A 13,106-nucleotide genomic window follows, 5' to 3' on the forward strand; every position below is an offset into this window, starting at 1 on the left:
AGCAGAAAAGCCAGAAGCCGACGAAGCATTTTGCAGTATGTTGGAAATAGGAATTTAAACAAAGGAGGAACCCTTGGAGGGTCCCGAAATCAAGGCCGTAGAGGCTGTAATTGACAATGGTTCATTTGGTAAGCGTACCTTGCGATTCGAGACGGGTCGTCTCGCGCAACAGGCTGACGGCGCTGTAGCTGCCTACCTCGATGACGATTCGATGGTCCTTTCGACCACCACCGCAGGTTCAAGCCCGAAAGAAAACTACGATTTCTTCCCGCTCACCGTTGATGTGGAAGAGAAGATGTATGCAGCGGGCAAGATTCCCGGCTCCTTCTTCCGCCGTGAAGGCCGTCCCTCGAACGACGCCATTCTGGCCTGCCGTATCATCGATCGCCCGCTCCGCCCCCTCTTCCCGCACACGCTGCGCAATGAGGTTCAGGTCGTTGAGACGGTGCTTTCGTGCAACCCTGATGATGCTTATGACATGATTGCCCTGAACGCGGCGTCCGCGTCCACCATGATTTCCGGCCTGCCGTTCGACGGCCCGGTCTCCGGTGTGCGCCTGGCGCTGATTGACGGCCAGTGGGTCGCCTTCCCACGTTGGAGCGAGCGTGAACGCGCGGTCTTCGAGCTCGTTGTGGCCGGCCGCGTTGTCGAGAACGGTGATGTCGCCATCGCTATGATTGAGGCAGGTGCGGGCAAGAACGCTTGGAACCTCATTTATGATGAGGGTCAGGTCAAGCCGGATGAGGAAGTCGTTGCCGGTGGTCTCGAGGCCGCCAAACCGTTCATCAAGGTCATCTGCGAAGCTCAAAACGAGCTCAAGGAGAAGGCCGGTAAAACCAACGACAAGGAATTCCAGCTCTTCCCCGAATACACCGAAGAACTGTACAAGCGCATTGACGAGATTGCTCATGCCGATCTCAACGACGCTCTTTCCATCCCGGCCAAGCTGCCGCGTCAGGAACGTATCCACGAGATCAAGGAAGACGTCCGTGCCAAGATCATCGACGAATTCACTGAGATGGACGAGGCCGAGAAGGAGAAGGAACTCGGCAACGCCTTCAAGGAACTGCAGCGTCAGATTGTCCGTCGTCGAGTCCTGACCGAGAACTTCCGTATCGATGGTCGTGGTCTGCGCGATATTCGTACGCTTTCCGCCGAGGTCGGCATCGTGCCTCGCGTGCACGGTTCCGCTTTGTTCCAGCGCGGCGAGACCCAAATCCTGGGTGTCACTACGCTCAACATGCTCAAGATGGAGCAGATGCTCGATTCCATCTCCGGCCCGCAGACCAAGCGCTACATGCACAACTACGAGATGCCGCCGTATTCCACCGGTGAAACCGGGCGTGTGGGTTCCCCCAAGCGTCGTGAAATCGGCCATGGAGCCCTCGCTGAAAAGGCCATCGATCCCGTGCTGCCAAGCCGTGAGGACTTCCCGTATGCCATCCGCCAAGTTTCCGAGGCTATCGGTTCCAATGGTTCGACCTCCATGGGTTCCGTCTGCGCTTCCACGCTTGCGTTGCTTGACGCCGGTGTGCCGCTGAGGGCCCCGGTGGCCGGCATTGCCATGGGCCTGGTCTCGGGCGACGTCGATGGCACGCACATCTACAAGACCCTGACCGATATCCTGGGCGCTGAAGATGCGTTCGGCGATATGGACTTCAAGGTTGCCGGTACTTCCGAGTTCATCACCGCTCTGCAGCTCGATACCAAGCTCGACGGTATTCCTGCCGACGTACTGGCCGCTGCTTTGCAGCAGGCGAAGGAAGCCCGTACCACGATTCTCGAAGTCATCAACGAGTGCATCGATGCTCCGGCCGAGATGAGCCCCTATGCCCCGCGTATCATCACCACCACCGTTCCGGTGGACAAGATCGGTGAGATAATCGGCCCCAAGGGCAAGATGATTAACCAGATTCAGGAAGAGACCGGTGCAGACGTCAGCGTTGAGGACGACGGCACCATCTACATCGCTTCCGAAGGCGGCGAGGCGGCGGAGAAGGCCAAGACCACCATCGATGCCATCGCGCATCCGCACGTTCCCGCCGTCGGTGAGAATTTCAACGGCAAGGTCGTCAAGACGACAAGCTTCGGTGCATTCGTTAACCTGACTCCGGGCACCGACGGATTGCTGCACATCTCGCAGATTCGTAACCTTACTAACGGTGAGCGAATCGACGCGGTCGAGGATGTTCTCAAGGAAGGCGACACCGTGGAGGTCACTGTCCAGGGTGTCGACGATCGCGGTAAGATTTCACTGGCAATTCCGGGTTTTGAGGACCAGGAGTCCGGTGCTCGCGGCGGTGGACACGGACCGCGTCGTGACCGTGACGACCGTGGTGATCGCGGTGGCTACCGCGGCGGACGTGGCGGCTACCGTGGCGACGATGATCGTGATGATTTCGGTCGCCATGATCGCAGGTCGAACCGTGGCCGTGACGAGCGCATTGAGCGTAATGATGCTGATTTTGAGGATCGCCCGCGCCATCGTAATGAGGGTCGCGATGAACGCGGTTCCCGTCTGTCACGTGATGATCGTGACGTTCGCCATGATGATGCTGATTTTGAGGATCGTCCGCGCCGTCGTCGTGAGGATCGTGACGATTACCGTCGCCGCGATCACTCGGACCGCCGTGGCGGAGGCTACCGTGGGGGACGTCGCAACGACCGCAACCCGCGTTATGCCACCGACGATCACTATGAGGAGTACCGCGAAAGCCGTGAAGAGCGCAGCGAGCGTCCGCGCCGCCGTGTCCGTCACGACTTCGACCCGTTCGAGGGCTGATCGTCAGGTGTCGAGCGTGATTGATCATGTCTGAAAGTCGCTGACTCAATAGCTGATCGCGTTGGACGCTGTTAATTGACGTTGATGGAAGTTGGCCCGCAACTGTTACCGGTTGCGGGCCAACTTGTTATTTCAGCCGGTGTCTTCTTCGGTCATCGTTGCCCGTTATTTGATTACTGTCCACTTACTTGGCCCATGGTGCCGAGTCTTTGAATGGACATGGACGGCTCGAGTCTTCCGACCTCGACACGCTTCAAATGTGGATAAATAGAGCGTTCGACCACAGTACCCGTTTTTCCTTGCTTATCAAGAGCGGAGATGGGTTGAATGGTTGTATGAAAAATACGTTACCGATGGCAATGAGTCGGGACTTTGATGGTCCTTTTGCGTGGCACAAGCGGGTGCTGTTGCCTGATGAGGTTCGCGGCAAACCTGTCCGAAGACCGAATTCGGTGCAACTGCTGCAACCTGCCCGGTCTTTGATGCGGACAGCGCCTGCATCGACAAGCGTCATGCCTTCGCCGTACGGTTTGCAATATCCGCTGCCTGTTTCGCAGTCCCGTTCATTTGGTGGGCATATGAATGCATCCCAGCCTCGCTCGCCGGTGTCGCAGGATATGGTCATACGCCGGCCTCGCCGTGAGACCGCGGTGGTGTCGTCTGCTGCACCTCCAAAACCCAGAGATATTGCAGTAAGCCCACAACGTGATGTGGCTACTCATACAAGGAATACAGTGGGACTGACGTTCGCCAAGCGTTCGGTTCTGTATCTCTCTGCCACCGGCGGAGTCGGGCTTAGCGCCCTCTGTGCGCTGACATCTTTGACATTGCACGGCAACGGTGTGCGGACCGTTCTGGTGGATGCGGATTTTGACGCCGGAGGTCTTGACATTCTTCTCGGTCTTGAAAACGACAAAGGTCTGAGATTCGGCGAATTGAATGCGCCGCTGGGAAGGATCGACGGTGAGGTGTTGCTTCATCGCCTCCCTTCCTGGGAGGGTGTGCCTGTTTTTGCTTACGATTCTTGGAACAGCGAGATACCCGAATGGTGGCAGGTTCAGGCTGCGATAGAAGCACTCGCACAATCGGCGGATACGGTGTTGATTGATGCGGCCCATGGGTGTGTGCTGGGAATGGTTCCGCATTTACGTCTGGCGCCGGTTGTGTTGGCAGTGGAGCTGTCGGTGCTCGGGCTTGCACGTGCACGGACGTTGCTGGGCAGACTTTCGATGCCGATTGCTCAATCGTCAGCCACTTGTGTGTGTGCCAGCTATGGCGGTTCGTTCAGCGCGCAGGACAGTTCTTCGGTGAGTTTTGGACTGGACGGTGGGGCAGCAGGGTCCTTGGATGTTCAGCACGATGGAGAACTTCTGAACCATGAAGGTATCGGAACATCTGAAACGTTGCGAAGCCGTCAACTGCTGGCAATCGTCGGCATGGAGCCGAGAAACATGTCTCGAAGGCGCGGTCTGGTGAACATCGAGGATGCCGAAACCTATCTCGACCATGAAATCATCGGTCCGCTGGCTGTTGACAATGCGAGAGCTAGCGATGCATTGGAAGGGCTTGGGCTCAAGGTCGGCAAGACCGACCGAACGGTGCTCGGCAAGCTTGCCCGGCTCATCGCGGAACGTGGTGAAGGTGGTGAGCGGCATTGATGTTTGGACCTTTGGAAGAGCTTAGTCATCAGTCGGGGCTGACGGATATTGCGGTGACCTGCGAGGGGCGTGTATGGATTGATTGCGGGCGTGGAATGGCTGAATACCATCCCGCAGTTCCGTTCCGTTCGCCTCAGGTCGTACGTGAATACGCGACCCAGTTATGCGCTCAGCTGGGCAAAAGACTTGATGACGCATGCCCGATTGCGGACGCGTCAAGCGTGGAGGGTATCCGCGTTCATGCCGTGATTGCACCGCTCGTACCCACTGGTGCCAGCATCTCGATACGGTTCCCAAGTCTTGTGATGCCTTGTCTTGCTGATTTGGGAACGCAGGGGTTATTTCCGGCTCCCTGGTTTCCGTTGCTGTGCGCGCTGGTCAGTCGACATGCGACGATTCTCATCACTGGCAACACGGGGGCAGGCAAGACCACTTTGCTCAAAGCTCTGCTGTCTCAGGCCGACCCTACGGAACGCGTCGTCAGCGTTGAGGAGGTTCGAGAACTGGGAATGCTCGGACGCGGTAATCATGTTGCTCTCGTGGCGCGGGAGGCCAATGTTGAGGGTGCCGGTGCCATAGGACTGCCGGACTTGGTCAAAGCGACGTTGCGTATGCGGCCCGACCGCATCATTTTGGGGGAATGCCGCGGTGAGGAGATCGCTGATCTCCTGCGTGCTTTCAACTCCGGCCATCACGGGGGAATGGCCACCCTGCATGCCGATGGCGTTGATCGTGTGCCTTCTCGATTGGTTTCACTGGGGTTGTTGGCGGGGCTGAATCGCGAGGCGCTGACGATGTTGGCGGCCGGCGCGTTCGATGTAGTGCTGCACTTGGAACGGCGTCATGGTAAACGACGGATTGTTGAGATAGGGCGGCTGACGGCTGATCCCGAACACTTTTCCGGTGAGTCGGTGGCTACATGGGACGGGACCGGGCTGCCTGTTCCTGCGCCGGCATGGGTTCCGTTCGTGAGCCGGTGGATGGAGTAATACATGGGATGGTTGCCGCTGCTGTCTTCGCTGTTTGCCGGCTTGACCGTTATCCTGTTCGGCTGGCACAGCAAAGCCGCGCTGTTAGAGCTTCCCGAAGGCAAGGTCCATGCAACCGTTTTGAAACCCAAGCGAACTATCGGCATCCTTTCGGTTATCGACTCTCTGCGGGCTCATGTGAAGGCAGGTGGATCGTTGGAGGAGGCGTTCGCCGATCAGACGGACGGCGAACCGATTGCCCTCACTCCCTGTATGCCGAATCGTGAGCAATTGCAGGACATGATGCGCACTCGTCTCGATGCAAAGGAGACATGTGAGCAAGCCGATCAAGCGGCAGCTGAACTTGACCTGGCATGCCGGTTAATTGGTGTGCTCGGTTGTGAGGCTACCCATTGCCTCGATGCGGTGGCCTCGTCCTACCGGCGCAATCGCATGCTCAAAACGTTGAAAGACAGTGCCTTTACCGTGCCTAAATCCACCGTGAAACTTCTTTCCCTGTTGCCGCTAGCCACACTCGTTTTGGGTGAGCTGGTGAGTGCTTCGCCGATTGCATTTCTTGTTGGCAAGACGGCAGGGCATGTTTGCTTGGCGCTGGGAATGGGATGCTACATGCTGGGAATGCTATGGATGCGAACGCTGATGGATGGCGTTGCGGCAGCCGGTCAAGGATATGGCGACTCGGGGGGAAGCGGATGAGCGCATGGATTTCGGGATGTCTGGTGATGGTTGCCGCACTGGTTTGGTTTCTGCCCGTTGAATCTTCGGCTCGACGGTTGCATGCGACGAGTTCGTCATTCGAGGCCAAACCATCACTTACGGTCATTCTGGAAATGCTGGCTGTAGCTATGCGTGAAGGTTCGTCGATTCCATACGCGCTTGAGGTCATCGGTTCGATTGTCGGTGAATCGCTTGGTGCGGGCTTGTGCAAAGCCGCAAATTCGCTGATGCAGGGCTACTCCTGGCAAGATGCATGGTTGGCTGCTTCGCTTGCTTGTCAACAACAGGAAGGGTGCGAGAATCTGTCGAATGCGATGAAGCATTCCGGTAAATCAACTTCTAAATCGCGCGATGGCAATGATTGTGTGTCCAACGTTCCCGTCGTGGATGAGGGGGCGTTGGCAATTATCCGTGATGCGCTGGAACCCTCTTGGTCTCGTGGTGTTTCGCCTGTCGGGCCGCTAGACAGTGCGGTGGAACAAATGGATGCGCATTCGCGTGCTTCGATCGAGCAATCGGCGCAACGACTGTCGGTAAAACTGCTGCTGCCGACTGGTCTTTGTTTTTTGCCCGCTTTCATACTGATAGGCGTTATTCCAGCCATCGGCTCGTTCATGGGTTAAAACGGTATGTTGATGTTCGGTGGATGACTCGGTGGGTGAAAACGACAACACGCCCGAATTGTGTATAACACCCATCGTTCGACCACAGTGGCTGAAATTTCTCGGACGAAATGCAAAACGCTGAGAGACTGAAACCATCGCAATCCAATCGTTGCGATGAAGAGCAATCAAACAATATCAACTATCAAAGGAGCAATCATGGATAAGGAACTGGCAATCGTAGAGCAAAGCAATCGTGGCGTCATCGGGCGCTTCGGCAATCGTATGGTCGAACGAGGCAGGCAGCTGAAAGGACAGGCGTGTGTGCTCGATGCCCGAGTGCGTTCAGTGCTTGAACAGCCGGATGAGGGCGCGGCCACCGCCGAGTATGCAGTGGTCCTTGTGGCGGCCACCGGCTTCGCGGCGGTGCTGGTGGCGTTGCTTAAATCCGGCGCAATCAAGACGCTGTTGGAGGCGCTGGTCAAGAAGGCGCTCAAGGTGGTCTGAGCCGGCCGTGGATATGAGGAATCATCTCGAAAGGAGGGTATGGATATGCCGGGTCAAAATCGTTCGTCGGCAATCACGATTCATTCACCATTCATGTGGTTGCGGGCTTGCCGCGTGCAATATCGCCGTCATCATGGGCAAACCGTGAGTGTTGATTGCGCGAAACGTACCGAAAACTCGGATTGCACAGGTCATGCCTCCAACACACGAGATGGTGTCGCTTTCTTGTCCCCGCGGCCAAAAAGCTGTCGGCAACACGGTCATCATGGCGGTGATGAAGGTGCGGTCACTGCGGAATTCGCGGTCGTTCTTCCCGCAGTGATGGTGATGGCCGTGTTGCTGATGATGCTGGCTCGGACGGTTACCGTCGAAATGAGCTGTCAGGATGCGGCCTCCGCTGCCGCCCGTGTTGCAGTAGTGTCGGGTGATGATGACGAAGCGCGTTCCGCGGCTGAGAATGCCGCGGGCGAAAAGGTTGATGTTTCGATCAAGCGTAGGTTCAAGCAGGTCAATGTCGTTGTCAGCTGCCGTGTAGTGCCCGATCCGCTTCATGTCCTGCCGATGGCAGTAATCGGCAAGGCGACGGGGGTGGTCCAATGATTAATTTCGGATGCCGTCGGCTTCTTCGTCGGTCTCCGCATTCGTGTGGCCCCGGCGCCAACTCCACAGGTTGGTTGCGGACGCGGTATAGACAAGCGCTTTGCGTTATGAACAAGCCGATGGCAGTATTGGCTCAATACCAATTTTGGCGAACAAGTCGTTTTTGGAGCGGCTACTGCATACCCTCTGCATCTTGCAAGGATATGTTTGGCAATGCTGATTCCAAACGATTACATTTTCCACGGTTTTCATACTCTGCGTTTTGTAAGGGTGTGCCCAGTAATGTGGGAGGAGACTGTGATGAAGGTTCCGGCACCATAAACGGGGTAATGCTTATCGCCGTCGCGGCGGTGCTGATTTCGGCGATAGCAGCCGGCGGCAATGTACTGCTGTGTATCTCGCAGGCTCGTTCGGCAGCGGACCAAGCGGCCATTGCCGGAGCATATTCCGCCAGTGATGGTGATTTCGATCCGTGCCTTAAATCCCGAATCACCGCCTCCTTGAACGATGCCGCGGTGGTTAGTTGCACCGTTGTCGAGGAGGATGTCACTGTGAAAGCGGAAGTAAAAACGGCGGTGCCGTTCGTTCCGTCGGTTTCGAGGATGGCTCGTGCCGGACCGGTAGAATGTCATTGAAGGTGAAGTGGGTGCGGTCCTATTGGGCATAGGTTTCGGCACTTGGGCCTTGGTTCCGATGAGGCGTGTACGGCTTGGTTCAGGACGCAATGCAATTGCTGGAATCTCCTGAAAATAGCCGGGTGAAGGTAGGTTAGAGAACATGGCACTTGCATTGTATAGACGGTATAGGCCGGACACGTTTGATGGCATTATCGGTCAGGATCAGGTTACCGTTCCACTTTCCCGAGCCCTGGATGAAGGCAAGCTTACCCACGCCTACCTGTTCAGCGGGCCGCGTGGTTGTGGCAAGACCAGTTCTGCGCGTATCCTTGCTCGATGCATCAATTGTGAGAAAGGACCGACTTCGCATCCCTGTGGAGAATGCGAAAGCTGCAAGGACCTGGCTACAGGCGGTTCCGGTTCGATTGATGTCGTCGAAATCGACGCGGCCAGCCATAATGGTGTCGAGGATGCAAGGGAGCTGCGTGAACGTGCCGTATTCGCCCCCGCACGCGACCGTTTTAAGATTTTCATTCTCGACGAGGCCCACATGGTCACACAGCAGGGATTTAATGCCCTGCTTAAGATCGTCGAGGAACCGCCGGAACATGTCATGTTCATCTTCGCTACCACAGAGCCCGATAAGGTCATTTCGACGATTCGTTCGCGTACCCATCATTATCCGTTCCGTTTGGTGCCTCCCGAAGTCATGGGCCCCTATCTTGAGCAGGTGTGCGACAAGGAACATATCGAGCCTGAACCGGGTGTACTGAAACTTGCGATGCGTGCCGGCGGCGGATCGGTGCGCGATACGCTTTCCGTGCTCGACCAGCTCATGGCCGGTGCTAATGATGGCGAGATATCGTACGATTCCGCTGTTGCACTGCTTGGTTTCACACCGGATGAACTCATCGGCGAGGCCATTGATGCGGTTATCAGCAAGGATGGCCAGCGACTCTATGCGGTTGTCGAGAAAGTGGTCGTCGGAGGCTTTGAACCAAGACGTTTCGTAGAGGATTTGCTTGCCCGTGTTCGTGATTTGCTTGTGCTGACGCTGGGCGGGGAAAAAGCTGAAAGCGTTTTGAACGATGATGCCACGCCTGAAGATATGAGTGACATGCATCGCCAGTCTTCCGCGTTGGGACTGTCTACCTTGACGGCAATGGCCGAGACGATCAATGGCACCTTGGACAACATGACCGGTGCCATCTCGCCGCGTATGCGTTTGGAGCTGCTCGCCGCGAAGCTGCTGGCCGGTCGTGAAAATGGCCCTGCTCCGGCGCTTGCGGCCAGTGCCCCAGTAGTGCAAAATCCGGGTGTGCGCTCGCAGACTGCAGTCAGCAGCGCTCGTCAGGCAAATGGTGGTTCGCAGGCACGTGGCGGTTTTATTGGATCAAGCCGAGGCGCATCGAACGCTTGGCGTGGGACGGGCTCTCCAGGAGGCACAACCACAGCTGCTGAACCACAGGCTCCGAACCAAAATAACGAAGCGCAGGGTTCGAGGCCTTCTGTCCTCGAGGAGGCTTCCGGCAATCCAGCCGTGAGCACGCCCGATCAGCGGTCGGGCGAAGTGTCTGATTCCAAGGCGATAAACATCGATCCAAGTGCCACCGTCGAGGAAAAGTGGGATGCGGTGCTCGATTTGATGCCGGAGAATGTGCGTGAATACATCGATCATGCCAAGGTTCCCAAGGTTTCGTTGGCGACGAACAACGAGGGTCGGTCTCGTCTGTCGATGACCTTCGACTGTGCGCTGAGCCAGCATGCTTTCGCGTTGGCTCTTGCTTCGGATGCCGAACATAATGGGCAGAAGGCAGCCAATGTAGTGCTGGACGGTGTGCGTTCGGTATTCGGTCCCCGAACAATGATCATGCCCACTGGTGTGGCTGCGAACGGGGAGAAGGTCATCTCCACCAAGCGGATGCAGCCCGAAGAACTTGCCAAGGTCAAGCACGACATCGCCATCGCCAAGGTCGGTGCCACCGGAGGGCTTGGTGTGGCCGGCGGCCAAGGTGGGCATGACGCCTCCCAGCCGAAGGAGCAGAAGAAGCCATCCAAGGAAGAAGGCGGCGATTCTGATGGCTCCACTCACCGGGCGGGTGCAAGTCAGTCCGAACAAGGCGTCGATGGTGACTCGAACCGTTCCGGTGACAGTGTTAATCAGTCTCATGCTGTAGCGCCTACTGCGCACGGCGATGGGGTGTCTCATCAGGTTGATGATGACGATTATGACCCGTGGATGCATCCTATGCCGGTTCGCCGAGCCGCCAATCGTGAAGAGAGCGGTGGCCACACTGGACAGACTCAGGGTGTGCAGCAGGCGGATGTCGAAGATCGTCACGTATCTGCCGACGGTTCGTCCGGATCGGCCCAAGGGCAGCGCAAGAAGGATGTGTCGGTACCTGATATCAGCGACGGCATTGATCCTTGGGCTATGGCTTCGACGGCAACTGAAACTGACCGGTCACTCTCTGCGAACGCTGGGCAGCTCAGTACCGATGCCGGTTCATCGGCAGGAGTCAGTGCTTCCAACGTAGGTTCGCAAAGCCAAGGTGTTGCCGATTCTGGTGAAGATGATTCCCGGCAAAAACCGGCTGTAGACGCATCCTTGGGCAATCAGGGAAACTTGGGAAGCGCGCGGGCCGATGCTGTGGCAACGACGATAAATGATGAGCAAGCAGTTCCCTCCGCGAGTCAGGACGAATCCACGGCGCAACCGGACAGGGGAGAGGTTGCCGCCCGATTCGTCAATGTCGAGAACGACAGTGAGCCCGAACCTCCGGAAGTGGCTCCCGAGGAAGATGACTATTCGCTTAATGACCAGTCGCTGGGCGATGCCGTGTCTGTGAGTATGGAGGAAATGTCAAAGCTCTTTGAAGTCAAAAAAATCGAGACGTTTACCGCCGACGACCCCAAAAATCCGAAAAACATCAAGCCGGTCAACAAGAATCAGGAAGAAGAAAGGAGATAGGACATGGCTTTGGCTTACGACGGCCCGGTTCAACGTCTTATTGATGGGTTTGCGGGGCTGCCCGGCATTGGCCCCAAAGGTGCGCAGCGCATTGCTTTCTATCTGCTTTCAGCCAGTGATGACGAGGCTCAGGCGCTGGCCGACGCCATCCGTGAGGTAAAACAGAAGGTGCGGTTCTGCGAAATCTGCGGCAATGTGTGTGAGGCCAGCCCGTGCCCCATCTGTTCCGACCCAAGGCGCGACCGATCTGTTGTTTGCGTGGTCGAAGAACCCAAGGACGTCATGAGTATCGAACGCACCCGTGAGTTCCACGGGCTCTATCACGTTCTGGGTGGCGCCATCAACCCGATGGCCAATATCGGTCCGAGTGACCTGGCTATCCCGAAACTGCTGGATAGGCTTAAATCCGACGAGGTCGAGGAGATCATTTTGGCGCTCGACCCGAATATCGAGGGTGAAGCTACCGTGACCTACCTGAGTCGCCTGCTTTCCCCGTTGAAAATCAAGGTCACACGCTTGGCCAGTGGTTTGCCGGTCGGCAGCGACTTGGAATACGCCGACGAGATTACTCTTGGCCGTGCGTTGCAGGGACGCCGGGAGGCATAGCGAATCGGCGTGGTGTTCATCCAAGCAATTAGACCAATAGGCGCAAGTGGCGCTTTGACCGAATGTTGGAGAGCGCTAAAGCGTCGGCATGAAGCTACCGTATAATTCAATCATTACTGACAGAAGTCGTTGTGGTTTTGTGCTGATTTGTTCTGCACAAAACGCACAGCCGACGTGAGCATAGGCAACACATGGCTAACCTCGTGTGAAACCCGAAAGACAAGGACAATCGTGGCACTTATCGTGCAGAAGTATGGCGGATCTTCCGTTGCTGATGCGGAATCGCTCAAACGTGTCGCCAAGCGCATTGTGGAGACGAAACGCAAAGGTAACGATATAGCGGTAGTCGTTTCCGCGATGGGTGACACCACAGATGACCTGATTGACCAGGCCATGAGCCTTGATTCGAATCCGCCTGCTCGTGAGATGGACATGCTCATGACTGCAGGGGAGCGTATCTCAATGAGCCTTCTGGCGATGGCTATTCACGCCGACGGTGAGCATGCATACTCCTTCACCGGCTCGCAGGCTGGCTTTATGACCGATGCGCAGTTCGGTGCCGCACATATCCGAGCGGTTAAGCCCAAGCGTGTGGCTCATGTCCTGAGTAACGGCAAGATTGCCATCATCGCCGGATTTCAAGGTATCAATGTAGATGGCGATTACACGACGCTCGGTCGCGGCGGTTCGGACACTTCCGCGGTGGCGCTCGCGGTGGCGCTTGGCGCCGATATCTGCGAGATTTACACTGACGTGGATGGTATTTTCACCGCTGATCCACGCATTGTTCCGACCGCTCGACGCATTCCCACCATCGGTTATGACGCCATCCTCGAAATGGCCGCGTGCGGTTCGAAGGTGCTGGCATTGCGTTGTGTCGAATACGCGCAGCGCTTTAGCATGCCGCTGCATGTGCGTAGCTCGTTCTCGCATCGCATGGGTACCTTGGTCGTGCCGGATGGCATCGATGCTCGCACCCTGCCGAATATCGATCAATGATGGCATGGAATCTAACAGCGAGTAAGTGCACAAACAGATAGCGCTCATGAGGGTCAAC

At 56.7% G+C, this 13,106-nt stretch carries 11 protein-coding genes; all 11 read left to right on the forward strand.

Translation table 11 applies throughout. The annotated features are described in order from the left end of the window. Window positions 1-73 precede the first annotated feature (73 nt). The 11 genes from GA0061077_RS00125 to GA0061077_RS00175 all read left to right on the forward strand — a co-directional run bounded on the left by GA0061077_RS00125 (window position 74) and on the right by GA0061077_RS00175 (window position 13,048). Window positions 74-2,782: a polyribonucleotide nucleotidyltransferase gene (locus GA0061077_RS00125; protein WP_091846938.1), complete on the forward strand. Its 2,709-nt coding sequence runs from the start codon at window positions 74-76 to the stop codon at window positions 2,780-2,782. Window positions 2,783-3,117: 335 nt separating this feature from the next. Then, window positions 3,118-4,440, forward strand: coding sequence for a hypothetical protein (locus GA0061077_RS00130; RefSeq protein ID WP_143249569.1), 1,323 nt, complete (start codon window positions 3,118-3,120; stop codon window positions 4,438-4,440). Further along, complete coding sequence (locus GA0061077_RS00135; RefSeq protein ID WP_091846940.1) at window positions 4,440-5,429, forward strand: CpaF family protein; 990 nt, start codon at window positions 4,440-4,442, stop codon at window positions 5,427-5,429. Before GA0061077_RS00130 ends, GA0061077_RS00135 begins: the two co-directional genes overlap by 1 nt. Window positions 5,430-5,432: 3 nt before the next feature. Then, complete coding sequence (locus GA0061077_RS00140) at window positions 5,433-6,125, forward strand: hypothetical protein (RefSeq protein WP_091846941.1); 693 nt, start codon at window positions 5,433-5,435, stop codon at window positions 6,123-6,125. Beyond that, window positions 6,122-6,769 (forward strand): tadC protein, encoded by a 648-nt coding sequence (locus tag GA0061077_RS00145; RefSeq protein WP_234696433.1) that lies wholly within the window; start codon window positions 6,122-6,124, stop codon window positions 6,767-6,769. Before GA0061077_RS00140 ends, GA0061077_RS00145 begins: the two co-directional genes overlap by 4 nt. A 198-nt stretch (window positions 6,770-6,967) precedes the next feature. Then, window positions 6,968-7,255, forward strand: a complete 288-nt coding sequence (locus GA0061077_RS00150) for a DUF4244 domain-containing protein (protein WP_091846942.1) — start codon at window positions 6,968-6,970, stop codon at window positions 7,253-7,255. 45 nt (window positions 7,256-7,300) lie between these two features. Then, complete coding sequence (locus tag GA0061077_RS00155; protein ID WP_311389025.1) at window positions 7,301-7,855, forward strand: TadE family protein; 555 nt, start codon at window positions 7,301-7,303, stop codon at window positions 7,853-7,855. A gap of 284 nt (window positions 7,856-8,139) precedes the next feature. Continuing rightward, on the forward strand, window positions 8,140-8,490 hold the full coding sequence (locus tag GA0061077_RS06800) for an Rv3654c family TadE-like protein (RefSeq protein ID WP_183193144.1): 351 nt from the start codon (window positions 8,140-8,142) through the stop codon (window positions 8,488-8,490). A 142-nt stretch (window positions 8,491-8,632) separates the two neighbouring features. Next, a complete protein-coding gene (dnaX, locus tag GA0061077_RS00165) occupies window positions 8,633-11,443 on the forward strand; it encodes a DNA polymerase III subunit gamma/tau (RefSeq protein ID WP_091846944.1) in 2,811 nt (936 codons plus the stop codon). A 3-nt stretch (window positions 11,444-11,446) separates the two neighbouring features. Continuing rightward, a complete protein-coding gene (gene recR / locus GA0061077_RS00170) occupies window positions 11,447-12,049 on the forward strand; it encodes a recombination mediator RecR (protein ID WP_091846945.1) in 603 nt (200 codons plus the stop codon). 231 nt (window positions 12,050-12,280) lie between these two features. After that, complete coding sequence (locus GA0061077_RS00175; protein ID WP_091846946.1) at window positions 12,281-13,048, forward strand: aspartate kinase; 768 nt, start codon at window positions 12,281-12,283, stop codon at window positions 13,046-13,048. The last annotated feature ends 58 nt before the right edge of the window (window positions 13,049-13,106 follow it).

The organism is Bifidobacterium commune, assembly GCF_900094885.1.
In the GTDB taxonomy this organism is placed as follows: domain Bacteria; phylum Actinomycetota; class Actinomycetes; order Actinomycetales; family Bifidobacteriaceae; genus Bifidobacterium; species Bifidobacterium commune.

What these genes read in the sequence shown, in the direction of transcription:
- GA0061077_RS00130 (WP_143249569.1), top strand. Translation starts at nt 3,118, where the DNA reads ATGAAAAATACGTTACCGATGGCAATGAGTCGGGACTTTGATGGTCCT.
- GA0061077_RS00135 (WP_091846940.1), top strand. Translation starts at nt 4,440, where the DNA reads ATGTTTGGACCTTTGGAAGAGCTTAGTCATCAGTCGGGGCTGACGGAT.
- GA0061077_RS00140 (WP_091846941.1), top strand. Translation starts at nt 5,433, where the DNA reads ATGGGATGGTTGCCGCTGCTGTCTTCGCTGTTTGCCGGCTTGACCGTT.
- GA0061077_RS00145 (WP_234696433.1), top strand. Translation starts at nt 6,122, where the DNA reads ATGAGCGCATGGATTTCGGGATGTCTGGTGATGGTTGCCGCACTGGTT.
- GA0061077_RS00150 (WP_091846942.1), top strand. Translation starts at nt 6,968, where the DNA reads ATGGATAAGGAACTGGCAATCGTAGAGCAAAGCAATCGTGGCGTCATC.
- GA0061077_RS00155 (WP_311389025.1), top strand. Translation starts at nt 7,301, where the DNA reads ATGCCGGGTCAAAATCGTTCGTCGGCAATCACGATTCATTCACCATTC.
- dnaX (WP_091846944.1), top strand. Translation starts at nt 8,633, where the DNA reads ATGGCACTTGCATTGTATAGACGGTATAGGCCGGACACGTTTGATGGC.
- recR (WP_091846945.1), top strand. Translation starts at nt 11,447, where the DNA reads ATGGCTTTGGCTTACGACGGCCCGGTTCAACGTCTTATTGATGGGTTT.